Origin of the sequence: Peribacillus saganii (assembly GCF_003429095.1) — a bacterium.
Lineage (GTDB): Bacteria > Bacillota > Bacilli > Bacillales > DSM-1321 > Peribacillus > Peribacillus saganii.
On the sequence record NZ_QVTE01000063.1, the window covers coordinates 1 to 25,291 of the forward strand.

The 25,291-nt window shown below is 35.9% G+C and carries 24 protein-coding genes and 3 pseudogenes; 18 read left to right on the forward strand and 9 right to left on the reverse strand.

What is annotated here, in order from left to right; all coding sequences use genetic code 11:
- Nucleotides 1–204: 204 nt before the first annotated feature.
- The 3 genes and pseudogenes from D0469_RS19300 to D0469_RS21770 all read right to left on the reverse strand — a co-directional run bounded on the left by D0469_RS19300 (nt 205) and on the right by D0469_RS21770 (nt 1,391).
- Nucleotides 205–456, reverse strand: coding sequence for a hypothetical protein (locus tag D0469_RS19300; RefSeq protein WP_233523121.1), 252 nt, complete (start codon nt 454–456; stop codon nt 205–207).
- 182 nt (nt 457–638) lie between these two features.
- Complete coding sequence (locus D0469_RS21250) at nt 639–794, reverse strand: hypothetical protein (RefSeq protein ID WP_158553596.1); 156 nt, start codon at nt 792–794, stop codon at nt 639–641.
- Between the two features lie 20 nt (nt 795–814).
- Nucleotides 815–1,391: pseudogene (locus D0469_RS21770) on the reverse strand (recombinase family protein).
- Between the two features lie 385 nt (nt 1,392–1,776).
- On the opposite strand from D0469_RS21770, the gene D0469_RS19320 reads away from it, so the two are divergent.
- Nucleotides 1,777–2,382 (forward strand): hypothetical protein, encoded by a 606-nt coding sequence (locus D0469_RS19320; RefSeq protein WP_117328366.1) that lies wholly within the window; start codon nt 1,777–1,779, stop codon nt 2,380–2,382.
- 289 nt (nt 2,383–2,671) lie between these two features.
- On the opposite strand, the gene D0469_RS19325 is transcribed toward D0469_RS19320, so the two are convergent.
- The gene (locus D0469_RS19325; RefSeq protein WP_117328367.1) at nt 2,672–2,953 is read right to left on the reverse strand and encodes a hypothetical protein; all 282 of its coding nucleotides are present in this window, start codon (nt 2,951–2,953) and stop codon (nt 2,672–2,674) included.
- A 73-nt stretch (nt 2,954–3,026) separates the two neighbouring features.
- Nucleotides 3,027–3,437, reverse strand: a complete 411-nt coding sequence (locus D0469_RS19330; RefSeq protein WP_117328368.1) for a hypothetical protein — start codon at nt 3,435–3,437, stop codon at nt 3,027–3,029.
- 335 nt (nt 3,438–3,772) lie between these two features.
- On the opposite strand from D0469_RS19330, the gene D0469_RS19335 reads away from it, so the two are divergent.
- The 8 genes from D0469_RS19335 to D0469_RS19370 all read left to right on the forward strand — a co-directional run bounded on the left by D0469_RS19335 (nt 3,773) and on the right by D0469_RS19370 (nt 12,055).
- Nucleotides 3,773–4,111 (forward strand): YolD-like family protein, encoded by a 339-nt coding sequence (locus D0469_RS19335; RefSeq protein ID WP_117328369.1) that lies wholly within the window; start codon nt 3,773–3,775, stop codon nt 4,109–4,111.
- 531 nt (nt 4,112–4,642) lie between these two features.
- Nucleotides 4,643–4,804 carry a hypothetical protein gene (locus tag D0469_RS21255; protein ID WP_158553600.1) on the forward strand — a complete coding sequence of 54 codons (162 nt, stop codon included), beginning with the start codon at nt 4,643–4,645 and terminating at the stop codon, nt 4,802–4,804.
- 724 nt (nt 4,805–5,528) lie between these two features.
- Nucleotides 5,529–6,767 (forward strand): DNA cytosine methyltransferase, encoded by a 1,239-nt coding sequence (locus D0469_RS19345; RefSeq protein WP_117328371.1) that lies wholly within the window; start codon nt 5,529–5,531, stop codon nt 6,765–6,767.
- Nucleotides 6,733–7,800, forward strand: coding sequence for a restriction endonuclease (locus tag D0469_RS19350; RefSeq protein ID WP_117328372.1), 1,068 nt, complete (start codon nt 6,733–6,735; stop codon nt 7,798–7,800). Before D0469_RS19345 ends, D0469_RS19350 begins: the two co-directional genes overlap by 35 nt.
- Before the next feature lie 1,011 nt (nt 7,801–8,811).
- Nucleotides 8,812–9,549 carry a conserved phage C-terminal domain-containing protein gene (locus D0469_RS19355; protein ID WP_117328373.1) on the forward strand — a complete coding sequence of 246 codons (738 nt, stop codon included), beginning with the start codon at nt 8,812–8,814 and terminating at the stop codon, nt 9,547–9,549.
- Entirely contained in the window at nt 9,542–9,868 is a 327-nt protein-coding gene (locus tag D0469_RS19360) for a replicative helicase loader/inhibitor (protein WP_117328374.1), read from the forward strand. The genes D0469_RS19355 and D0469_RS19360 overlap by 8 nt, the downstream gene beginning before the upstream one ends.
- A 4-nt stretch (nt 9,869–9,872) precedes the next feature.
- Nucleotides 9,873–11,165, forward strand: a complete 1,293-nt coding sequence (dnaB, locus tag D0469_RS19365) for a replicative DNA helicase (RefSeq protein ID WP_117328375.1) — start codon at nt 9,873–9,875, stop codon at nt 11,163–11,165.
- A 608-nt stretch (nt 11,166–11,773) separates the two neighbouring features.
- Nucleotides 11,774–12,055, forward strand: coding sequence for a hypothetical protein (locus D0469_RS19370; RefSeq protein WP_117328376.1), 282 nt, complete (start codon nt 11,774–11,776; stop codon nt 12,053–12,055).
- A 205-nt stretch (nt 12,056–12,260) separates the two neighbouring features.
- On the opposite strand, the pseudogene D0469_RS21775 reads toward D0469_RS19370, so the two are convergent.
- Nucleotides 12,261–12,368: pseudogene (locus D0469_RS21775) on the reverse strand (integrase); the annotation flags it as partial.
- A 174-nt stretch (nt 12,369–12,542) separates the two neighbouring features.
- Nucleotides 12,543–13,625 (reverse strand): DNA sulfur modification protein DndB, encoded by a 1,083-nt coding sequence (locus tag D0469_RS19375; protein ID WP_117328377.1) that lies wholly within the window; start codon nt 13,623–13,625, stop codon nt 12,543–12,545.
- A 305-nt stretch (nt 13,626–13,930) separates the two neighbouring features.
- Between D0469_RS19375 and D0469_RS19380 the strand changes: the two genes are divergently transcribed.
- The 9 genes and pseudogenes from D0469_RS19380 (at nt 13,931) to D0469_RS19415 (ending at nt 23,991) form a co-directional block, all read left to right on the forward strand.
- On the forward strand, nt 13,931–16,333 hold the full coding sequence (locus tag D0469_RS19380) for a hypothetical protein (protein WP_117328378.1): 2,403 nt from the start codon (nt 13,931–13,933) through the stop codon (nt 16,331–16,333).
- A gap of 72 nt (nt 16,334–16,405) precedes the next feature.
- The gene (locus D0469_RS21780; RefSeq protein ID WP_233523122.1) at nt 16,406–17,587 is read left to right on the forward strand and encodes a hypothetical protein; all 1,182 of its coding nucleotides are present in this window, start codon (nt 16,406–16,408) and stop codon (nt 17,585–17,587) included.
- A gap of 123 nt (nt 17,588–17,710) precedes the next feature.
- Nucleotides 17,711–18,325 (forward strand): hypothetical protein, encoded by a 615-nt coding sequence (locus D0469_RS21785; protein WP_233523123.1) that lies wholly within the window; start codon nt 17,711–17,713, stop codon nt 18,323–18,325.
- Nucleotide 18,326: 1 nt separating this feature from the next.
- On the forward strand, nt 18,327–19,181 hold the full coding sequence (locus tag D0469_RS19390; RefSeq protein WP_117328379.1) for a hypothetical protein: 855 nt from the start codon (nt 18,327–18,329) through the stop codon (nt 19,179–19,181).
- Nucleotides 19,171–19,959: a hypothetical protein gene (locus D0469_RS19395; protein WP_117328380.1), complete on the forward strand. Its 789-nt coding sequence runs from the start codon at nt 19,171–19,173 to the stop codon at nt 19,957–19,959. The genes D0469_RS19390 and D0469_RS19395 overlap by 11 nt, the downstream gene beginning before the upstream one ends.
- A gap of 320 nt (nt 19,960–20,279) precedes the next feature.
- Nucleotides 20,280–21,224, forward strand: coding sequence for a hypothetical protein (locus D0469_RS19400; protein ID WP_117328381.1), 945 nt, complete (start codon nt 20,280–20,282; stop codon nt 21,222–21,224).
- Between the two features lie 277 nt (nt 21,225–21,501).
- The gene (gene istA, locus D0469_RS19405) at nt 21,502–23,043 is read left to right on the forward strand and encodes an IS21 family transposase (RefSeq protein ID WP_117328382.1); all 1,542 of its coding nucleotides are present in this window, start codon (nt 21,502–21,504) and stop codon (nt 23,041–23,043) included.
- Nucleotides 23,040–23,794: pseudogene (gene istB / locus D0469_RS19410) on the forward strand (IS21-like element helper ATPase IstB). Before istA ends, istB begins: the two are co-directional and overlap by 4 nt.
- The gene (locus tag D0469_RS19415) at nt 23,791–23,991 is read left to right on the forward strand and encodes a hypothetical protein (RefSeq protein WP_117328383.1); all 201 of its coding nucleotides are present in this window, start codon (nt 23,791–23,793) and stop codon (nt 23,989–23,991) included. Before istB ends, D0469_RS19415 begins: the two are co-directional and overlap by 4 nt.
- Before the next feature lie 376 nt (nt 23,992–24,367).
- Here the strand turns inward: D0469_RS19415 and D0469_RS21260 are convergent, their stop codons facing one another.
- Nucleotides 24,368–24,757: a tyrosine-type recombinase/integrase gene (locus D0469_RS21260; RefSeq protein WP_325048984.1), complete on the reverse strand. Its 390-nt coding sequence runs from the start codon at nt 24,755–24,757 to the stop codon at nt 24,368–24,370.
- Between the two features lies 1 nt (nt 24,758).
- A complete protein-coding gene (locus D0469_RS19425) occupies nt 24,759–25,139 on the reverse strand; it encodes a site-specific integrase (protein WP_117328385.1) in 381 nt (126 codons plus the stop codon).
- Nucleotides 25,140–25,291: the final 152 nt, after the last annotated feature.

A 25,291-nucleotide genomic window follows, 5' to 3' on the forward strand; every position in this document is an offset into this window, starting at 1 on the left:
AAAGGACTGAATCAAATAGATGATTCAGTCCTTTATTTTTTTAAGGGCTCATCTACTGGCAAGAGTCTTAAAGAGGGGATGGGTACAGGTTGAAATTGATAATTGCTGCCTTTGAAGCATTATAATGATGTTTTTTATCTCCTATAAAAACTTATAGATATACATTAAAAGCCTGCCATAAGGATCGGCCAGTTTTGACCTATATTAGCTGAGTAATTTCAGCCAATATTTCATAGGAATGGAGGCGGGTCTTATGATCGTAAACCTGGGCGATTGCCATAATTTTTTATCGGCTTGACTTTCATCCAGAAACTTTTCCAGCTTTTCTTTTACGGTTTGAGGACTGCCGACAATCGAAGTTCCTAATTGATTCTTAAGGGCAGCTATTTCATAGTCGCTCGCTATATCATTAATATTTTCCACTGGCGGCTGCAATGGGGCTTCCTTCCCGCGCATCAAATTCAAGAACTGCTGCTGCAATGTTGTAGAGAGCCGCTCAGCTTCTTGATTTAACGTGGTTGAGTAAAAAGCGAAGGAAAGTGAAAAGAGTTGCTTCTATAAATGTTTCAGTTCCGTGATATTAATAATAAAAAAACACCTAACTGTTGTTAGATGTCTGTGTGCTTCTTATTCACTACTTAACGTTCAGATATTCGAATATCTGTAAACTTCTGGTTGAAGAGCTCACTTCTAATTAAAAGAGTTCCTAAGACATCTCTTTCATCTTCAGCGGCTATTGTTTCTTCCAAGATTGTAGTGTACCCATTCTTTACAACCACTTTATATTGATTCAAATTATCACCTCCCAATAATCTCAGTTGCTACGTGTAATGCCTCGACTCTTAACTACTCTATATACGGTCGTTTCACCTATTCCTAATACTTGGCTTATTTCCTTTACTGTTTTATCGCCTTGCTTATACCATTCCGTTGCTTGATTTATTATTGAATTCTTCTCTGTGTACTTCTTAGGTCGGCCTTTGTATTTTCCCTTTTGCTTGGCTAGTTCTATACCAGCTCGTTGTTTCTCTTTCATCATTGTTCTATCTAACACTAAAACCAGCCATCACTGTCAGAAAGAACTTACCTGCTGCAGTTCGAGTATCAATGTTCATATTTAGAATGACTAAATGAACGTTCTTCTGTTCCAACTGTTCAACTAGCTCAAGTAACTGCAACGTGTTCCTGCCTAAATGATCCATCCGCGTGACAACTAATACGTCTCCATTTTGTAACTTATTAATTAGTAATTCAAGTTTTTCTTTCGCTTTTACCACTCGACTAACTTTTTCAGACACAATTTATTCAACATCAAATTTAGTTAACGCTTCAATTTGGGAATCCAAGTTTTGATCCGCAGCACTGACGCGAGCATAACCATATTGATTTATATTTAATCTCCTTGTTTAAGGCTAGTAAGGAAAGACAGTAATTATGATAGATGTATATGATAGGTTGTTGTTAGTTGATATATATAATCCTTGGATAACTATCAATAAGGTGTACTTAAATGATGATAGGACTATGTCGTTAGTCACATCACCTGTTTATCTGGTAAAGGCATTTGGCTCTGGAGAGGGGGGTGTTTTACATTCTGTTAAAAGAGATTTATACAATTCACCATGAACTGATCACTAAATATAACTTGAAAGATTTCCGTTTAGCTGCTGGTATAGTTTCTTTTCAAATGTTTTAATTTAATATTCAAAAAACTTATATCACTTTATAAATTTCTGGGTTATTATGGGAATATAAAAACGAAAATAGGTGACCAACTTGGTAAATCAGATTTTATTATCACAACGAGATTTAATAATTAAGCGGTGTGCAGATAAAAAAACATTAGTAGTTACTTTGAATTATTCTCGATTTGAAAAGCTTGAGAATTTGTATAAAACAAGTGTGGTTTTCTCAACAGCCAATAATGTTGATAATATAAATGGCTTTTTTAAGTTGGATAATGATCTTTACATAAAGTTATTAATAATCCATGAATCAGGGAGAAATTTTTCCCCAGATATAGAAAACCCATATAAGTACAAAATTAAGGTAGATCAACTTTCAAAAACAATCACTTGGTCAATATATGAACACGCATTTAAGAGAGTGTCTTCTACTTTCGTAACTGCAAATATTAAAACAAAGTTCAGATCATCTGCTTTACCTGGTCTTTATTCTGATTTAGTAATTACCTCGGATAAAAGAAACTTAATTCAGACTGATAAGAAAATCACAGATGGAAGGGATATATCAAGCTTAAAACAAAAAGATTTTGCAGAAGCAGATAGGTTTAGTTATACTATCAGTCCGAACTTAGATGGTAATAGAAGCAGAAATGAATACTTTGCGGGTTCTGGAAGAAACATTGGTTGGAGAGGGTAAAGGTTAAAATATACAAACATAAAGATGACCCTTTAGTGTTGTGCATACAGTTCAGCAAGCAGGAAAGACAAAGGTGTTACAGGATGCATAAAAGTGAAATTAGCTCTAAGGGGGTGACATACAGTTGTTCCCCATCAATATGGTTATTTACCTCCAGCACCGGAAATTTTGGGCACCTTCACGGGATCTTTTTTTTTGCAGTGTTCATTATCCTACAATTTATCTGATTGTTTTTTCAGTACATTTGTTCCAATTAAAAAGCACCCAAAATGGATGCTAGGACGATTTATTACTCACCGGTATTAAATATAAAAAGCTCATTAATATTTATTTCTAACATCTCAGCAATAGCAAAGGCATATACCAACTTCCAGTTAACCTTATTATTAAGTAATTCCATAAAGTTGTTATACTTCATGCTGAATCCGTATTTACTTTTCCATCGATCGTGGAATTCTTTAGCTGTCCATTGTTTCTCATCAATTAAGGATGTAAATTTCTTTTTATTTATACCTGCAGTAACTTGTACCCGTGATGTACTTACTGATTCAATGTTTCCTACTTTAATCATTATTTTAATTTCCCCTCTATGAGCGGTTTATTCATTCTCTTTACATAAGAAAATCACCTCTTTGGGCTTATCTTTATCTTGGTCTTACAGTCCCTCCTTTATAGACTCTAATGGGCGCTTTGCTCAATCTTTGTTCATCGCGAGTTTTAGATCTATTTATGGCTTTTCCGTATTCTTCCATTGTCATAATGTGCGCTGGAGTGCATACGAAATTAAACTTAAATTTTGACTTTCTCGAAATGCTGTAGTCATAATCAGAACTTAGTGGTAATTTGAGGTTAACAGATAGATTATAGTTAAACTCGGCATCTTGGAAAATTTCGAAAGTTCCTATTTTGTTACTAGAAGAAAGAATTAATTGAATTGTATCCTCATAAATATCTTTATCAATCTTTAATGTTAGTTGATATCTATATTTAGAATCAATTGTATGTATTTTAGATATGTAGTGATTATCATGCAAATTAAAGTCAATAGCTTCCATTTTACATTAAAAATCTTTGAGTTTCGATTTGATTTAGAATTAACAATCAATCTCATAGAATCACCTCCATTGCATAAAAGAGCCTTTCCTAAAGTATAACTGTAGAAAAAATTAAAGTAAATTCTATTTTTGGAATAATAAGGAAAAAAAGAGGTGTTTAAATGAGCGGGTTAACATCTATTTCTATAACCCATTCATTTTAAAAAAGGGTGAGGAAAAGATGTATTAGACTTTGTGTTGCAAAGTTAAAGCGATTATATATGGGGCGTTATATATAGATTGAAGAACAAATGTTCGGTTATGATATCGGTATAGCAACGAAGGGGCTGACCGAAATGACGCTAAGGGATCGCGGAAAGTTAAAATGGCAAGGAGCGTTTTTCATGCCGGAACATGTAAAGATGCCGCGAGATATGAAAACGGATTACCATCGCCAGGCAAAGCCGATCATTGATGAATACGAAATAGACGAATTTGACCGGCGCATCTGTTACGCAATGGAATTTAATCTTGCGGTAAAGTTAACGTGTTGGTATGACGGATTCAACGAGGACATTTGCGGCCGCATTCATTATATGGATCCGATTAATCAAGAAGTACGGCTAGTTACGGAGGAAGAGGCGGCTGAGCGGGTGAAGTTTGCGGATATTGTTGCGGTTTCGGTAATCGAATAAAGAGAGGGTTCCGCAAATATGACTTGCGCGGTTGTGCGGCTATTCGGTATAATTTGGGTTAACGGGATTTGTTCGTTTAACTTACCGATTGACTTAACGTAGATATACTACGAATTACATACGTTTGACTGACCGGATGACTTAACGGTGCATGGACCACTACCTTGACAGGGTAGTGGTCGCTGGTTCGAACCAAGTAGGAATCATCGGGTGTTAAAACCCTTGAGAGAGCGTCAGGAACACGGTTTCTCTACGAAAACACCACTTCTTCGGAGGTGGTGTTTTTTGTGTTCTTGACGCTCAATCGGTGTTTGGTGCCATTTTGGTGCCGCAACTGCTTAATTTGATTTTGAGAACAGGACATCAATTTGATTCGCTGCTTCCTCTTGCATATTAGGAAGTACATGAGAATTGAAAAGGGTAAAGAGAATATTCTCTAGATGAAACGTGAAGAATTGTCCGCAGCCATTGGCTGTGATGCAGATGAAAATTACGAAGCTGGTTACACTGCTGTGTGAGAAGGGCCTAGTGATGGCATCCAAAAGTAGAAATAGTCTGCTTTACAGGGTTCATCCCGATTTAATGTACCGCCAAATCACCGACAGCAATAATGAAAAGTTCAATGCCATTCGTGAAGATTTTGAAGCGCATCGCATCGCTGCAAACCGCAGAAGAAAAAAACATTCAATGTAAAGACCTGCCAGATCTGCTTTCAGCAGGTCTTTTTTTATCCGTGCCTGTTTAATTACATGCACAACTATACGGGAAAAACCGAACCTATTAGCCATTCTATACGGGACTTTACGAACCTATTGAAGAAGTAAAAAAGTGACTTGAAAGCTGTTATACCAAGGGTTTCATTAGTTTTAGCGGCTAACGTACCTCTTTATTCTTTGTAGAATCTGTAAAGTGATTTAAAAAAGTACATGAGAACAAAAAATAAAGAAAAAAAAATGAGTGTATTCTTGAAAAATTAACAATGGTAGAGTTGTGCGAACTGCTTCATTCTTCAACAGTCCACACTTTCTTAGGGCGGCGCTTCGCTTGCCCCGGAGTCTCCTTTTTTACGTCTTATTATGGTAAAGAGGTTTTTTTTTACATTTTTAAAAACACTACATGGACGTTTTGGATAATAAAACCCTTGGCTATTGTCTCTCACTTATTACAAATTTTTAAGAGTAGTACTTTTGCTTATTATTCTCTTTTTGAGTGGAAGTAAGCAAAAGAAAGTAAAGTTGTGAAAATAATAATGTTCTTAAAATAATTTTCAAATTTATTGGTCAATGAAAAAGAGAATTAATAAGTAAAATTGAGGGATAATGGACTTGGTGTATATCAATGCTGCAAATACCTTTTTAATTGAAGGGGAATCCATTACAATAGAGATTGTGCAAATGAAGATTAGAAAGGTGATAATATGAAGACAGCGATTAGCTTATTTGCTGGTGCTGGAGGTTGTTCTTTAGGTTTTAAAGAAGGTGGTTTTGATATTGTAGCTGCATATGACAATAATGCTGCAGCAATCAATACTTATAATAAAAATTTTGGTGAAAATAAGAGTAAGCTTGTGGACTTGTCTGCATGCGATTTTAAAGAGTTAAGAGCAGGGCTTGGACTTAAGCCTGGAGATTTAGATTTAATTATAGGCGGCCCCCCATGCCAAGGATTTAGTTCGGCAGGGACACGTTTTTGGGACGATATTAGAAACAAGCTTCTAAAAAATTATGCAGAAGCACTGGAAGAATTTAAACCAAAATGGTTCTTTATGGAAAATGTTGAGGGATTGCTTACAACCGGAAAAGGAGAGTATGTTTACGAAGCCGTAAAAAAATTCGCTGAATTAGGGTACTCAATTGTTCTAAAGAAGGTTTATGCTCAGGAATATGGGGTTCCTCAAAGAAGAAAAAGGGTTATTATTATTGGAAATAGGCTCGGTATAAATTTTTCATTTCCGAAACCGATCCATTCAGTTACAGGACCAATTTTTAGAAACTCACCTATTACACTTAGGACGACAATAGAAGACTTAGAGGCAGTTAAAATACCTGAAATAGACCACTTGCCAAAAGAAGAATCAGGCATTAATTTTGAACGTTACAGCTATTTAAAACCTGGTCAGACAATGAGGGATTTACCGGCAGAATTGCAACATGATTCTTTTAAGAAAAGATCATTGAGACGGGTAAAAGATGGAACGCCATCCCACAAACGAGGAGGCGCGCCTTCGGGATTAAAAAGGTTAATTTATGACGAACCAGCTTTAACAATTACTAGTGCAGCAAGCAGAGAGTTTGTACATCCTGTACAAAACAGAACGTTAACTATGCGTGAATGTGCGAGGCTGCAGACCTTTCCTGATCATTTTGTTTTCACAGGAAGTGATGGAGCAAAAATGACACAAATAGGGAATGCTATTCCCCCTAAATTAGCTCAAATTTTTGCCCAGCATATAAATGAAGTTCATGGTAAGGCAATTAGAAAGGGAGAAATAGGTAAAATTAGGGGGGGACTAATATCTTTTAACCTAACTAAAGCTACTGCAATGAGCCCAGCACTTAAGAAAACAAGTGATTTGTTAAATAGTTTATTGATTGAGAAATCTATACAAGAGGAGTTATTCAATGGAAATTACGAGACAACTAAAGGCATATTATAAAATCTTTTCTCAGCACGGTGCTGGGGAGGCAAAGGTAGAATTAGACCCGAAAGAGGTTGCTTTGCTGGTTCACATTGCATATTATGATCTTAATTCTGGGACTGTTGAGGACTGGTTTAATAAAGATATCAAGGAACTACTAAAATTAAGCTACTATGATTTAAAGTATGAGGATATAGACAAAATTAACCCTCTGAGTATTGAGGATGCTTGTGAGTATTTGAAGGAATCAGGGGCTCTTGATCCTAGTAACATAATATATCTTTATTTAAAAAATCTTAGCGATTTGCATAGAAGAAGATTTAAGTACAGATATATTTTAAGTAAACAGCCCTTCCCTTCAGCAGAACAAATCGGGCCACGTAGTCTAATTGAATATGGGAATTGCAATGAAGAGTTACTATTTAACTGGTTACATTGGAGAAAATGGATTTATGATATTGACAATAGAAGTGCTCAAGAGACAGGTTATTTATTTGAACCAATTTTGGCTAGTTGTATTGGGGGGGAGTCTGTCTCCCATAGAAACTCTCCTGTAAAAAGGCTTACTATAGATGGAGACCCAACAGAAAAAGGTAGACAAATTGATTGCTATATTGAAGAAGGAACTAATAAATCTGCCTATGAATTAAAATTAAGAGTGACAATAGCTGCAAGTGGGCAAGGAAGATTTGGTGAAGAGATGTCTTTTCCAAAGGAAGCAAATGCAGCGGGAATAAAACCAGTGTTAATAGTTTTTGATTCTACTCCTTCCGAACTGTTAAGGAAACTAAAAAAACAATACGAGGATAACAATGGGGAAGTTTACTTGGGTCAAGGCGCTTGGAATTTATTAATAAAAAAAGCAGGGCCTGAAATGGGGCAGTTTATAAAAAAATATTTAAAGCCCCCTTTAGAGGCTATAGCAACTACTGAAATAAAAATACCTCAGAATATATCCTTGAGAGCAACCGAAGAGGAAATTAAAATTATAAATGATCAAGGTGATGAATATTTTATAAAGAGAAGTAAAAAACCAGAAGTTGTAGAATGAACCTGCTAAATATTATTATCTGTTCTGATGAAGAATTGATGAAGAGTTTTGGGACGTTGTTGGAGTAGTCAATTTTTCTTTCAGTACTTGCCCTAAAACAGAAATCTCCCCCTTTTTAACAAATAAAATTATAGAAGAAGCTTGCCATATCAACATTTAGAGGGGTTTATTTTGATGCTATTATTGGTGCCGAAAGGGTGCCATTAAATATATAAGGTAGTACCTGCAATATTTAGTTTTTAACAAAGCCTATAATATCAATGTTTTTCAGATGGTTAGGTATCACCTGTACGATCTAGAACTGAGAAATGCAATAGTTTCGCTTTGACAGGGTAGGGCTAGGCGGTTCGAACCCGTTACAGGTCATCTTAGTTAGATGCTTCAATCCTTTGAAATATATGGGTTTGAGGCTTTTTTGTTTTTCTGACTGCACTCAAAATGGCATATCAAGCGGGAGTGCTGCCATTTTTGTGACGTAGTAATGTAATTAGATTTTGCGAACAAAACATCAATCTGATTTGCCGCTTCTTCTTGCATGCTTGGTAACACGTTGGTTTATTTACAACAATTCAAAAAAGCACTTGTCAGACCAAGCTTATTTGTCATGTGCTGGCTGTTTTCTGTTAATGACTCAGTTAACACTTTAAAATGGCCAGTAGTGCTGGAGTGGCCTTTTTTTGCCAGACTGCATTTTTGCAGAGTGCTTTCACAAATTAATAGAACAAATTGCTAGAGAAATAGGGAGGATCCATTAACTCACTGCATGTGACTTTTGGATCGTCCCATTTTTGCTTTCAAACATACTGTTAGATCTGCCTTTTTCCATTATGCGATTGATTGTAGGGCAGTGATTCTTCAATTGATAATAAAAAATTTGCCTACTCGATGATCCTTTTTGCTCCTATCGATATATATAAAAGGTGAAAGCGAGTATAAAGTTTCGGCAGGCCTATTTTTCCGCGGCAGCTGGCACGTGCAACAAAAAAATTGGACGAATGGGAGGCAGGTTTTATGAGCGGATTATTAATCAAGGAAAGTCCATTAATGATCATTCCTTCTTTGGCCGTGAAAATCGGGTTGAGTGAGGCGGTTATTCTGCAGCAGGTGCATTATTGGCTGAAATCAAGCAAGCATGAATTCAACGGGAGAAAGTGGATTTACAATACATATAAAGATTGGCAAAACCAGCTGACATTCTGGTCGGAGAGTACAATCAAGCGAACGATCAAGAAGCTTGAAAAGGATGGTTACCTGATTTCGGGTAATTGGAACCGGTCCAAGATGGACAAAACGAAATGGTACACAATCGATTATGAAAAGCTAATGAATTTGGAAGAGGAGCTAATGGTACATCCAGCTGCCCAAAATGAGCCATTGAACGCACCAGATGCAGACATGGAGGAGCCCGTCTTGGACCAAGCAATACCAGAGATTACCCAAGAGACTACTGCAGAGAATAAAATCCCCTATGCCGAAATCATCGCTTACCTGAACGAAAAGACAAATTCCTGTTATAAGGCAAGCACTCAACAAACGAGAAATCTGATCCGGAAAAGATGGAAGGAAGGATTCATACTGGAGGATTTTAAGAGAGTGATAGACCAAAAGGCTACAGAGTGGAAAAATCCGCAATGGAGCAAGTACTTGAGGCCAGAAACATTATTCGGGACAAAGTTTGAGTCGTACTTAAACCAGAGAAGCTTTGGGAGCCACAAGGTTCGCGAGGAGGACTTTGATCTCGATGACTAAGAGGGAAACATTCGAAATCCTGAAACTGATTGGCGATTATTATGGGCAGTTTACAGTGGACCAGCAAAAAATAGATGCATGGAATGAGGCATTGAAGACCTACTCTTTTCAGCAGATAAAACAAAATCTGGTTTGCTATGTAACCCAATCTCCGGCACCGCCGAAGATTTCAGACCTTGTGAAGCAAAATCCGGCAGGCGGGCACACCGCACCGGGCGCACATCAGACATTGGACTTGGAATGGGAACCGGCAGTGGAACAAGACATTCGAGAGGAATTGCAGCGGCTGAGAAAAATATTAGGGATAAGGAAGGACTAATCACATGCAATACGAGATGGTCAATGTCGAGGCGGAACAGGCGCTGGTCGGGTCCCTTTTCCTTGAGGATGGGCTGATCCAGGAATGTACGATCCGGCCTAATCAATTATACACCTGGCAGCTGCGCAAGCTTCTGGAAGCGATGAAACAGCTGCATGATATGGAAAAGCCGATAGACGTGATTTCTGTTGTCGAACAAATCGGCCCAAATAATCTTAAAGACATTGGGGGTATTGGCTTCATAACAGACCTTGCCGGAAGCGTGCCAACCACCTCCAACTTTCATTATTACCAGGACATCGTTAAGGAATATGACCAAAAAAGAAAAACCATCCATGCCGCCACCCTGCTTATGGATGAGGCAAAGTCGAATGATATACGGAAAACGCTGCGCGACGGTATTCATCGCCTGATGCAAATCGAAGACCTGGGCATGGAAGACAGCCTCGGGGACATACAGGCTTCATTGGTAGACTTCTATTATGAATGTGAAAATGATATCGGGGAACTGACCGGCATCCCTTCCGGCTTTACCCAGCTGGACAAACTGACAGGCGGATTTCAGGCATCAGACTTGGTCATCATTGGCGCAAGGCCCGGCATGGGGAAAACCGCATTTGCATTAAACCTTGCCCTTAAAGCTGCCAAGGAAGATATTGCGATTTTCTTCTCAATGGAAATGCCGGTCAAGCAATTAATGAAGCGGGCGATCAGTGCAACCGGCAAAATCAATGGGCTGAAACTAAGAAATCCAAAAAAGAACTTGTCTAAGGAGGACTGGACCAAGCTCACCGAGGCAATGGGCAAAATATCGAAAGCAAATTTGCACATGTTCGACCGGGCCGCAATCACTGTCAGCTATATCTGGGCAAAGGTAAGAAAAGTGAAGAGGGAATACGGAGAGAATAAAAGAATACTGGTTGTGCTGGACTATCTTCAGCTTATATCAGGAGAAGGAAAGCCCTATACAAACCGCTATGCCGAAATCAGCGAAATCAGCCGCTCCCTAAAACAAATGGCCAGAGAACTGGATGTGGTCGTGCTGGCACTCTCCCAGCTCAGCAGGGCAGTGGAAGGCCGGCAGGATAAACGCCCGATGCTCTCTGACCTGCGTGAGAGCGGCCAAATCGAACAGGACGCAGACGTCATCGCCTTCCTGTACCGCGAGGATTATTATCAACAGGATACGGCACAAAAGGATATCACAGAAATTATCATTGCAAAGCAAAGAAATGGCCCGATTGGGACGGTGAAGCTGGAATTTGAGAAGGAGTATGGGAGGTTTCGTGAAGTGTGATATATGGAGAACGCCACGACAGCGCCATTAAGCACTACCTTCAATCAGGGAGAAGAACATTGAAGCGAAGCCGCTGGGTTCAGACCTTTTTTCAGGTTTTGGAAGGTTAAAAGAAATGAATATATTTTACTATGATTTAATTGAAATACACAATTTTCCTTCTTAGTTACGATAAGAGGTTCACCATTCCCTTTCCCAATTCGGTTTTAAATTTGGTTAGTTTGATTATTACATCAAAAGAATCATCCGCTTAATAAATAAAGCAATTGAAAAGGTTGACAGCAAATTCATCTTCCAGAAAATTTAAAGAAAAGACTTGAAGACGTTGCTAAAGGGATTATCTAAACAAAGTGGAAATACTTGTTGTAACGAAATTAAATGATGGAACTGAGGTAGAAGTGAAGCTTAAAATAAAACTTCTAAGAATCGCAGTTATTAAAGGGAACAGCTTTTTCATTCTTATCACTTTTGTGCCTAATCGCTAGGATTATAAATTTAAAGAGAAAATAAGGGAACTCTCATGAAACTTCAATCTTTGTTCACATTCAACATGCAGTAAGGCATCTTCTTTAAGCTATCATAAAATTAACTTGATAGGGGGTCTTATTATGTATAAGGTTATGTTTATTAACGCTCTAACAAAGGAAACGCTTCGAGAAGAAATTTGCATTCAACCTAAGATATTCAATGGATTGATTCAAGATTTAAAGGCAACGAGCGAAAGAAAATCATTGTTTTTTGTGTTTGACGATCGTGGAAGAACTCTTGAAGCTAACTATGTATCGCATACCCTTTACGAGGAGGGGAACAAGAAAATATTAATGGCATACTTGAAAGTTAGATTATCACCAAATCAGGCAGTTATCAAACAAGTGGGAGACAGGAAATAACACACGATTTATTAAATAAAAAGTTGAACTCTTATCATCTTTTTAAATAAAACATACTTTTTGTTGATTTAGAGTATGGGCGGCATATGTAATAAGGGGTTTAAAACCTTGTTATATGAACGTCTAAAATGATAATAAGATTTTCTTGTTCACAGATTTGTCCTCGTTTTCTATAAAACATCGAATCCATGACAAAAAAAGCTAACTATAGGAGAAGGTCTTTCATCAGTTTACTAAACTGTTGGGAGGCCTTTACTTCCATATTGGCGGTCATATGAGCATAGATATTCATTGTAGTATTAATATCCGTATGATATTCAGATGAACGTCCAATACTAAGATTGGCCAACCGAAAATTGAGGAGAGTAACTTAACAGGTCAGCAATTATTTGAGCCGCCCGTTAAATTCTTTTTGATAACAAAACATGGTTTTAATTTATATGTTATTTTATAAAAAAGCCGCTCAATAAAATTGAGCGGCTTTTTATTATTTATTCAATTTATTTTTTAAAGCTTCATACACACCATTAATGCCTGCACTAGTACCAGTAAATACAAACTTATTCTTTTCAGGAATGTAGCTACCTCCATAACCTTCCCATACAGAACTACTATGAGACCAATCGATAGTGCCTAACTTTTTAATTTCACTTTGCCAATCAACGTTATTTTGATTATAAACCACTTCGTTTAAGTATTTACCAATCCCTTGTAATGTAGCCGCTGTACCAATAATATACTTGTCACGATTAGAAGCATCTTCTGGTAATTCATCGAATAGTAAATTGAGGATTTCATCAAGTGTATTGTGGAAATCATTATAATTTTCGATATTTAATTTGCTATCTTTATCCTTATTTGCACCTGTAATGATATAGCATAACATGTTTCTTAATGTAGAAAGAACCATGATTTGATTGTTATTGCCGCGAATTTGCGTTTTTTCAGTTTGGATATTTAATCTCAATAACTGCTCGTTGTTTTTAGCTAAATCTTTAGCTAATGTACTGTACAGATCACTTGAATCAAAGTTTAATGCAATAGATTTGTTAGGCTTTCCAGCTAATAGATTTAAATCGTGGAATAGTTGTTGTTCGCCTTTTTGATCAATTTTAGTGAAAATTACAACTGGAATAGTCATATTTTCTAAGATGTTAAGCTTTTCTGTAAGCTTTTCTCTTTCATTATGATCACTAGAACCTTCGATAGCCTCTTTTAATGTTGCAATGGCTAATTTAATAGCTTCAGATCGATGTTGTCCATCGTTAATAGAGAAAACAGTGCTAATATCCACATCAATAGTAGATTCATCTTCGTTATATTGAATTTCATTTTTACATGTTACTGTAATAGCACTTAAAAATGTCAATCTTTTTTTATCGATACCATCTAAAATATACTTTGCAATTGATTTAACACGAGGCTTACTTAGTTTTCGTTGAACTTCTGGAAAAACCTTAAAGAAACTTTCAAGTTTATTGAAAGGAATCATTGTTACATAAGTTTCCCTTCCAAATTGATTTCCCTTTGAACCTTTAAATGATATTTTAATTGAATTTGCTACAGACATTTTACCACCCCAAAATTGTTATGTATTAAATTTATCATTATTATGGTATTATTTCAATCTATATTTTCATTTTATTTCATTATTTTATAAGCCGCTCAATTGTGATGTTGTATTATTATCTAATTATATATTTATCGAGCCGCTAAATAATATTGTTATTACTATGGGAGTATATAAACTTAAGCCGCTTAAATAAATTAGTTAATTTTTAATTATTTATAACGAAAAAATTTTGACAAATAAAAAAACGTATAGTTTAATTATTAAAAACGGGCCGCTCATAATATAATAGGAGGTAATATGATATGACTACTGTAAAAGATATGAAACTCACATTAAATGAGGTAAAATTAGTTTGTTGCTTTGAAAGTACTCAAGAAGTGATTTCTTTTTTGGTAAAGAAAGGCTATTGGAACGACGATAACGTTTGGAGATATTTAGGTGACACTGAAAACAATTACTCTAGTATTGGAAATCAGCAAAGTCATCCGGTTTCTTCAATTGTGGAAAAGGTTGTAAATGCATTCGATGCAATCTTGATGAACGCTGGTAGAGAAATGGCGATTGACTTGTACAATATTCTAGACCCAGCAAAGACTAAAGAAAATATTCTAAAATATATACAAGAAAGCAATAGTACAGCTTCGGATATAAAAAAAGTTAAAGAAGATATTTCGCGATTAGTTGCGATTTCTTTAACAGGTGGTAAACATCCTGATAATCCTAATGTTACAATTGCAGATCGTGGCGAAGGACAAACGCCTGATAGTTTACCAGATACTATTTTATCATTAGGTAAAAGCAATAAGATTCGAATCCCAATTGTTCAAGGAAAACATAATATGGGAGGAAGTGGCGTAGCGAAATTTACTGAGCTACAAGTTATTGTTACTCGAAAAAATCCAGCTTTAATAAATTCAACAAATCCGCGCGATGATCAGTGGGCATTTACAGTAATTAGAAGAACACCACCAACTGGTAATATGCGTAGTTCTGTAGTGGAATATTTAGCCCCAATTGCTGCAGATAGTAAGCCGAAAAAGGGATCTGTGTTAGGGTTTGAAGCAGATACATTTGCAATTATGCCAAATGCTAGAACTCTATGCGGTACAGAAGTAGAGTATGGAACATTCATTAAATTATTTGATTATGAAGTTGGCGTCCATAAGACTAGTATTCTATTAGATAATGGTTTAGGTCATGCTATTAAAATGCGTTTACCAAAAATGACGGTGCCTGTTCGTTTTTGTGAATTCCGTGAATTTAGGGCACAAGGATCTAAAAATGTATTTGCAGATGGTCTATTAGACTACTTTACTTATTCTCGTCAAGGAGATTTAGAAGAAGGTTTCCCAACGCATGCTTCCATGACAGTACATGGTGAAACATTGACCTGTTCTACATATGTGTTTAAACGGAAAACTCTTTCAAAATTCTTACGTGGTACAGGGGTGATTTTCTCTTTAAATGGCCAAACTCATGCAATGCTTGATAAGACCATTTATTCACGTAAGCGACTTAAACTAAATGAAATAAAAGATGATACATTAACAATTATTGATTGCAGTCATTTAACTAATGCAGCAATTGAAAAATTGTTCATGAACAGTCGTGACCGATTAGTGGATTCCCCTTTTGCCGAAGAAGTGAAGAAGGAGTTAGAAAATTATCTTGCTAATGAAGCAGGTCTTAAGCGATTAAATGAGGCGCGTATTCAAGAGATGATTAAAATTAGTATGGCTGATAATAAGCCTTTGGCTGATGCATTGAAGAAAGTCGTAAAGAATACAGAAGTATTAAACCAGTTATTAGATTTAGGAAATGATATTTCTGGTGATGAAGGTTCTGTTTCTGGTAATAATGAAGGGGAAGGAAGTGGGGTGGGGAAATTTGGGGGAAAAGAGACTCCTACCTTCTTTAGATTTTATGGCCAGCAAGATGAATATGTCTTTAAAGGCAGCAACCAAGAAGGAAAAAAATCCCGCATTAAATTTGAAACAGATGCGAATAATGATCTTTTTACTCGAGAAGGATCTGATTGGAAATGTCAATTATTATTATTACAATCAGATTCGAAACTTACCATGTTAGATCACACGCTAAATCTAATAAATGGTAATGCATTTCTATCATTTAATCTGCCAAGTGTTTATAAGGAAAATGATGAAGTGAAATGTAGATTTGATGTTAAGAGTGATGCGACAGACGAAACTTTCAGTAATGTATTTGAGCTTATCATCATTAAGCCTTATGAATCATCAGGCGGAGGTGGTGGAGGTGGCGGCTCTAAAGGAAATACTGGTAGTAATACTGGTATAGGGAATGCACCATCTAAGAGTAAATTAAAACTGCCAAATATGTCGACTGTTACAAAGGATGACTGGGAACAATATGGTTTTAATGCTAAGCGTGTTTTAAAGATAATTGATAGCACAGAGTCTTTGAATTTTGTGTTCAATATAGATAACACAGTATTGAAATCAGAGGTAAGATCTGCCCGTGAAAGCTTGAAAGATCTAACCAAAAGTAAGTTCATCTATGGAATGACAATGTTAGGGCTCGCAGCGTATTCTCTTGTGAAAGAAGAGAATGAAGGTTCTAAAGGATTTAACTCTTTAGAGGATGTTGAAAAAATCTGTGAGGCATATGCTCCATTTATTATTCCTACATTAAATATGTTGAATTCTATTACTGGAGTAGAAGACTGATTAAAAAAGAGTACTGCCCTTAGATTAATTTTACATTTAGTAAGAATAAAAAATAGTAGAGGTGTTTTTTTGATGCAACAAGTTGGCGCAATTACGAGTCAGTGGAAATTTTCTCCGATACCAAATATTGAAGAATCGAATTTTAATAAAATATTAGAGCGATTCTATGGATTAGGTGTAAAAGGTTTAACGAAAGAAAATATTCAAAACTCGTTAGACGGGAGATTAGCTAATAGCACTGCACCGGTTATTGTTAAAATAAATATAGGTACTATTAATAATAATGACGTTCCAGGAATTGATGATGTCATTGATCGTATTAAAAGCCTAGAAGCAAGAAATAGCTACACTAAGGAAACGATTAGCCATATGCTCAAAAAAGTGGAACAGGAAGAAGTACGCTATATTTCCTTTGAAGATATAAATACTAGAGGACTAACTGGAGCGAAACGCGGACAAAGCCATTCTAAGAAAGATACTTGGGGTATTTATGCATATAACAAAGGTGTGCATTTTGAGGAAAGTGATGAATCTATTGAAACATCACGCGGTGGCTCGCATGGTGTAGGAAAAATTGCATCAAATGCTGCATCGGATCTTCATTTAATGTATTTCGCAAACTGTGATGAGCACGGGGACCAGCATTTAGGTGGTACGGTTCAATTAATTGAGCATATGTTTAATCAGCAATGCTACCGATCAACCGGTTATTTTGCTGATCAAAAAATGGAAAATGGTACATCTAAGTTTTATCCATATGAAAATAAGTTCCATTCTGTTTTTGAAAAGAAAACTAGAGGCTTAAAAATTATTATTCCCTACCTACGTGATGAATTTGATAATGAGGATGAAATTATTAAAACGGTGTGTGATAGTTTCTTTATCTCTATATTAGAGGGTAAATTAGAAGTTCATGTGAACGATCATGTAATTAACGCTGATAAAATTGAAAAATATTTAAACGATAATCGTTATTATATTCAAGAAATTTCAGATATGAAGAAAGTTTTTACACCACTTTATGTAAAAACATTTAAAAATGAAATGCCAAGGAATATTGTAGTTTCAAATGGTGATAAAGACTTCCATTTTAAACTTTATTTTAAATATGATGAATCCATTTCAAAAGGCCGTGTAGCCATTGTTCGTACGATTGGTATGAAAATTGAAGATTTTTCAGTAAAATCGTATGCGACAAAACCGTATAATGCTGTTTTAATTGGTGATTTAGAGGAAGATGGCTATTTGAAATAACTTGAAAATGAATCGCATACAAAGATTTCAGCAGAGGACATAAAAGATCCAAAGCTGAAAAGACAAGCTACCCGCTTTATAAATAATCTTTCTAATGCAATCGCAGCCATCATTGATGAGGAAATGAAGAAAAATAATCCTACAGATGGTGTAATGGATACAAAGGATCTTTTATATATTATGGAATCAGAATTCAAACAGGATCTATCCAATGCGTATGGTGCGGTCAAGATTAATAAAGGTAAGCAAGTTGTAAAGGCAACAGATGTCACTTCAAAAACAGATCCTAAGAAAAAAGGAACAAAAAAAGGTACCGTAAAGCCTAAAAATAGAGGTATTAAACGTACCCGTAGGAATAATCCAACGGGTACTGCAGATGAATTACAGAAATCAGGCACTGAAACATATAGTATAAGTCCTAATTTAGTAGAACGTTTAATTCTAAAAAATAATGAATTTATTCAATTCAATTTCAAAGATATTTCAGAATTAAAAAATACAACTTCTTGTAATCTTTCATTAAACATTATTGACGGAATGGGAGAAGAATATAAGAATGAGTTTAAATTAAAAGAGAACTATTCAGCGGTAATTGATAATAATACAGGTTCAAGCTGTGTAATCGAAAATGAATCTATTAAAAATGTTTCAATTAAAAATGGCGTTGTGAAATTGAAACTGGACTTAAAGCCTAATTATAATCGAGCATTAAAATTTATTTACTATGTAGAGGTGTAAAATGATCTATAAAAAAGATGCGAATTTTCCTTATCCCGTTTTGACGAATACATCCACAAGCTATGAAAATAGTTCTTTTTTATTGGATGTATCATTAGAAGAGAATACAAATGATTATCGCTTTGTCATAAATTACGACATTAGTTCGCCCTTTGTAAAACAGCTTATTGCAACAGGAGCGGCTGAAACTATCTTAATTATCCAGTCAAAGGATAATAAATTTTATAAGCTTGAGCCAAATCAAAACACAATTGAAGTCCCTAAGAAAAGAGTTTCTTTAAATAAACGTACCTCGATTCAATTGCACATTCAATCAACAAGAGAAATCAATTTTAGTGATAATGATGATTTAACTTCATTTTATGAGGCGTTTAAAGACGAAATCATTGTACCCAAAAATGCGTTATTAGGCTTTTCTAACATTGTTGTATTTGAAGGTAGTATTCAAAATCCATTGGTGTTATTTGAAAAAAAGTTAGATGAAACTTTATCCTCTGATATTAAAATTGAACTAGGATCTGAAACCATCATCATTCGTTACCGAAAAGAGGAGTTTCAATTTAACGGTATAGGATCTAGTCAAGCGTTCAATAATCCTTATATTTATGCAGGTCTACGTACAGCATTGCAGCGCTTTATTAGCGAGTATAGTGACCTGGGGGAGGATTATGTAGATTTAACACAAATTACTCAGCCTGAGAATTTACTTGATTTTAAGTTATACCAGTTAATGACTAAAAAAATGATTGAAGAGGTTTCGATTGATAATATTGATGAGGTTATCTCTTTAATATCGAATAAAATTATTGAAAAATATGCTGGTGCAATTAAGGAGCTTATTAATAATGGAAATTAGATTATTAAACAAGGGCTATAAAAATAATGAGCAATTTTATCAGGATTTTTTAGAGGATAAAATCAATAGCAATGAGAACTATTTTTCTAATGAATTCGTAAAAATTGCAGATACGCCAGATTTTCCAATTTATATGGGACGTGGATCTGAAGAAGAGAAGAAACAAGCCTTTCAAAAGGCATTTGAAATAATTGCTGCTTCCTATATTAATACCGATCGTGATGTCCATCTAGAAGAGATATTTTGGCATTCTTTATTGATTACGAAAAAGCGTGAATTTATTCTTGAAAACTATCCAATCGTAAGTACTGGTATTAAACATTTTGAAAATATTGTCATCAAGAAGTTCGACTGGGAAAATTATATTTATAAATGTGTTCTTGCAGCTGAATATATTGGAGATTTAGACATAAATAAGGAAAAGAAGAAGCATTATTATAATTTAGTTTTGGAAAATTTAGATGTATATAACTATATTATTAAATATGCTATCTTTCGAAACTCAGAGTTTTTAATTAAAATATTAACGATTATTGATGAGTTGCAAATTTCAAATATTATGAAGGCAAATATTAAGGATCGGCCGGATTTAGGCAATGACGAACGTTACGGCAGACGTGTTATCTTTGAATTAAATAAAAAATATCCTGTCGTCATGTCACCGTTATTAGATATCGAAACGTTGAAAAATGAGGTTATTCAAGCATTAAGCTATTATTACGATGTATCAGGAATAAGAATGAGGGAACTTCAATCAGTGGGGGCTGGAGTAGAGTAAGGATCCACTCTGAATTTTATAAGAGTAATAGGCTCGGATCCACTAATTAGGGGCCGAGTTATATACCAACCAGCACCCTGTGTTGCCACATACAGACATTTGAAAAATTTGTGGATTATTGTTTTGAGAATCAAGGGTGAACGCCGAGGACATTACCTTTTATCAATCGTCGAGAAAGTCTGTTGGCGATTTTTATCTATGGTGAGCTAGTTGGATGAAAAGTTTGTAAGGCATGATATTTTATAAGACTACTAAAGAAAGGGAGTAGTATATATGGGGTAAAAATAGATAAGGCGGTTTACACTAAAACAAAAGAAACGATGACGAATATCGAAGCAGATAAACAGGAATTGAATGGGGAAAAGTTCACCTGTCCTTATTGTAAGGTAGAATTATCATTCAGAAGATCAGGAAAGAGACAATTAGAAAATAGAGTGATTGACGTATCTCCATATTTTCGGCTGGAAAAAGGAATCGAACATGAGGGTAATTGTGAATATAATACATTTGGACAGATTGAAATTATAACCCATAAACCAATGGCATTGAAAGAATTCATGGAAAAGAAGAAAAAAGATCAATATGCTATAAGGCTGCAAGTTGTTAAGAAAGCGATGGCGGAACCGCCAGAAGAAGAGGAAGAAGGAACAACAGCAAATCCAAAAGGAAAAGGAGATGCATCGGATAAGAACTATAAAAATAGGGGATCAATGTCACCTTATCTTAGCCGGATGAAAGATATCATGATCCTGCGTTCTAAAATGGAAGAGAATGAGGATGTTAAGAAACATTTAAAGTTAGAATATAAGAGCAAGACGATTAGTTGGGATAAATTTTATTTTGGTCCTGAATATAAAGATTTCCTAGTATTATCGAAGTATTTTAGAAATAAACCGGAGCCGAAGCACCCTATCTGTATAGAGGGAATGGTAAAGGAGTATCAAATAAGAACGGACAGAAAGAATAAAAAGTATAATTCTTTTATGTTAGAAAAACCTTATGTAAAGGATACGGATACAGAAGGATTTAGGCATGTTCCAAGTGTGAGTTTGAATATTTATGAGGAACATGAAACGTTAATCGATTATATGGTAGATAATTATAAAAAACATAATAAACAAATAATCGCTTATGGAGATCCTTATGTAAAGATCAATACTTCAACACAGAATAATGTAAAATATCATAATATTACGATTTGGATTAATCGGACAGCCCAAGTTCATTTATTTAATAATGTTTATGTAAAATTATTTGGAGAATAAAAAAAGGCCATCTTATGGATGGCTTTTAATTTACTATTAATTACAACTCCCTTATATCTAGCTCCCCAATCCCCAGAAAGCATCTTGGATAAGCAGCACTAAAAAAATTGATTATTGCATATGAATTGAGCCACGTGTGCGGAGTTTTGAGCCAGTCAGTGCGGAAGAGTGAGCCACCATTTGCGGAGTTAGAGCCGGCACCATAAATCAAATAACCTCTTGTATAATAAAAAATGCATGCAAAAGTGCATGACAATATTATACAGGAGGTTTTTTTGTGGTTAATTGTCGGAAAATCCTTGAACTGTATTTTGATGAGATCAGTCAAAGAACAATCAGTTCTAGTGCCGGTCACTCTAGGAATACAGTCGCCGAGGTCATTCGGCGTGCCAAAAAGCTTGGGATAGAAAGCTTGAACGATACCATGACCAATCGATGGTTGGAGGAATTTCTTTTTCCGGAGAAACAGGCTAGCGAAAAGGGGTACTTCCCGATTGATTGGGAGAAGGTGCATAAGGAGCTGCAAAAAAAGAATGTCACTTTGGCTTTATTGCATCATGAGTATGCGGTAGAGGCTCGCGAGGGTGGAAAAGTCCCCTATGCTTACAGGACTTTTTGTGAAAATTATGGGAAGTACGCGAAGAAATATAAATTAACGATGCCAATTCGCAGAAAACCGGGTGAAATCATGGAAGTGGATTGGGCAGGATCCACACTGCATATTATTGATCGTTTCACTGGCGAAAAGATTCCGGCATATGTTTTCATTGCGGCTTTGCCATACAGCCAGTTAAGTTACGTGGAGGCTTTTTTAGATATGAAGTCACCAAACTGGCTTCTGGCACATATCCATGCATTCGAATATTTTGGTGGTGTTCCTGAAACTTTGGTTCCAGATAATCTAAAAACGGGGGTTATTAAGCCCTTCCGGGTCGAACCACTTCTTAATGAAGCCTATCGAGAAATGGCAGATTACTACCGTATAGTCGTCGTGCCTAGCCGGGTTCGAAAACCAAGGGATAAGGCTAGTGTCGAAGGTACTGTTGGCTACATTTCACGACAGATCATCGCCTCGTTAAGAAACTATCAATGTTTTCACATAGAGGATTTAAATCAAAGAATCCATGAAAAGCTGGAAGAAATCAATACAATTGATTTTCAGAAACGTCCTGGTTCACGTAAAAAGGTGTTTGAGGAAGAAGAGAAATCCCACCTTCACCAGCTTCCCCAAACACGTTACAAACTTGCGGAATGGAAAACAGCAAAAGTTCAATTGAACTACCACATTCAAGTTGAACGAATGTATTATTCCGTCCCATATGATTATGTCCGTGAACAAGTCGATATTCGGCTTACCACTGACCTAATTGAAGTTTACTTTAAGGAAGCGCGAATTGCATCCCATAAACGGTTAATGGAAGAAGTTGGACAGTTTTCTACGAATAGGGATCACATGCCAGATAATCATAGACTATACCTTGAGCATAACCCTGAAAACAATCGTAAATGGGCAGAAACAATTGGACCCTCCATGGCGCGATTTGTCTCTTATATCCTAGAAACGAATGCGGAAAAGAAGGCATTGAACATCCTTAGTGCTTTAAGAAATTTATCAACTAAACATACAATGGATGAACTTGAGACCGCAACACATACATTGCTTGAAATCTCAGCTAATCCGACCATTCCCGTTTTAAAAGGGATATTGGATAGGCGAAAAAAGCGTGAGCAAAAATCTAAGGTTGATAATCATCGAATCAATAATAATAACCATGGCTTTACCCGTGGCGCTAAATACTTTGGAGGGGACAAAAAATGATGAACCAAGAAACATTACGTAAATTAACCGAAATGAAAATGGGTGCAATGGCAGAATTATATCAGCAACAAAGCCAGAACAAAGACTATCAAGATATGGATTTCGATGATCGATTTAATCTTTTAGTAGATTTTGAGTTTGACCGTCGAAAATCAAATAGATTGGAACGGTTGATTAAACAGGCAAACTTCGAAGATCCTATGGCAGCTATTGAAGACATAGAGTATCATCCAGATCGTAACTTAGACAAAAACTTATATTGGAGCTAGCGACAGGGAATTATATACAAAACCACCATAACATTATTTTAATGGGTGCATCAGGGAACGGAAAAACGTGGATATCCAATGCCTTTGGCATTCATGCCTGTCGCCAATTTTACAATGTAAAGTATATCAGATTGCCAGAATTGCTTGATGAACTAGCTGTCGCAAAGTATGAAGCCGATGGTAGCTTCCGTAAAATCATCCAAAAATATAAGAAAATCGATTTATTAATACTTGATGAATGGCTATTAACTGAGCTCTCGGAGGAGCATGCCCTTCACGTCTTAGAAATTATTGAATCAAGAATAAAGAGGACTTCTACTATATTCTGTTCCCAATTCTCACCAGAAGGGTGGCACTCTAAGTTGGGACAGGCGCAGATTGCAGATGCGATTCTTGACCGCATAGTGCATGATTCCTATAAGATTCTAGTCGATGGTGAAGTATCAATGAGAGAACGTCATGGTTTGGTGGTGGGAAGATGATCCCAACAGAAGTTGAAAACCGTGTAGCTACGTATTTCTTTCACAGATATTTACCGGAAGAAGTGATGATGAAAATAGTAGATAGGTTACTAACTACTTGTGTATGGGACGAGGAAGATGATTTAGATTTTGATGAACTTGTCCGTTGGGCAATTGAGATTATAGACGAACAATTAGAAGATAAACGATTTAGATAGAATCAGCAGCCATTGAAATTAGAAAAAAAATCATTTCAATGGCTGTTCCCCTTTTAATAGCCAGTGGCTCTCTCCTCCGCATTCACTGGCTCTGTTGTCCGCAAACAGTGGCTCAAAACTCCGCACAGCCGGCTCATTCTGTCCGCAATACTCAAAAATTCCTGAAGTTGTCCTCGTGTTTGTCCTCGCCTTTTTTTAATTGTATTTTTCCTCATTTAATGTTTTGGTAGGGTTTTTATATAAGTTGAGAGTGTGATGTTATATATTAAGGGGGGAAGCGGCTTATTACATCATGCCGCCCATTCATCTGGATATATAATAAAAGAAAATAGATATTAAAGAAACTTGTAATACCAACGTTTTTATCATGAGGTTTTTAACGGAGGCTTCTCATGAGTTGAGTAAACTTGTGGGAAGCTTCTTTTTTCATTTCTTGAGTAACGTGGAGATACACATTCTGCGTAATTTGATCATCGGATTGACCAAGTCTGTCCCTGATCTGTTCGAGTGAAACACCTGCCTCTGCTAAGAGAGATGTGTGGGTATGTATCAAAGAGTGAGGTGTTAAGTCTGTATTTAACTCGGCGATAGTTAGTAATCTCTTCATTCGGTTTTGTACTGTTTTAAATATCGATGGGATAACCAAATTGTCTTTCCACTTAGCGAAGATAAAGTTTTTATTATAATAAACTGTACCTAATCTCTTTCTTACTTGATTCTGGATATCTTGGTTTAAAGCTTGAATTACATCTTCATCTACAACAATCTTACGTTTTGACTTTCGGGTTCGGTGGTGCTAATTGGTAATCTAAGGTGTTATTATTCGGAATGTAATAGGTTTTTGTTATGCTGATCGTATGGTTTTTGAAATCAACATCTTTCCATTTAAGAGCCACTAATCTACTACTCTGATTCAGGTGTATGACAGAATGAGAAACAATCAAGTAGTCTAACTTAAGCCCTTGTTCGTTAGCGGTTTTTAGAAATAGGGCTTCTTTTTCAAGGTATTTAGGGATAAGTTGCTCTTTAGATGTAATAGCAAAGGTGGAAAACTGTGTAGCCCACTTCTTTTGTAAGTCATTTAATACAGTTTCATGTACAGGTATAAGTGGTACTGTTTTTTTACATTCTGGGGATCTATAAATCATATATTTGCCACGTTTGCTCTTTGGAGAATTACCTTTCGTAACTAAATATGAATTACATCTTTTACATATGATAATGCCGCGAAGGTAATAAGGAGTACTCATCGTCTGTAACCGTCAAGTAGAAATCAACAGTTTTTAGTAAATAAGATTAA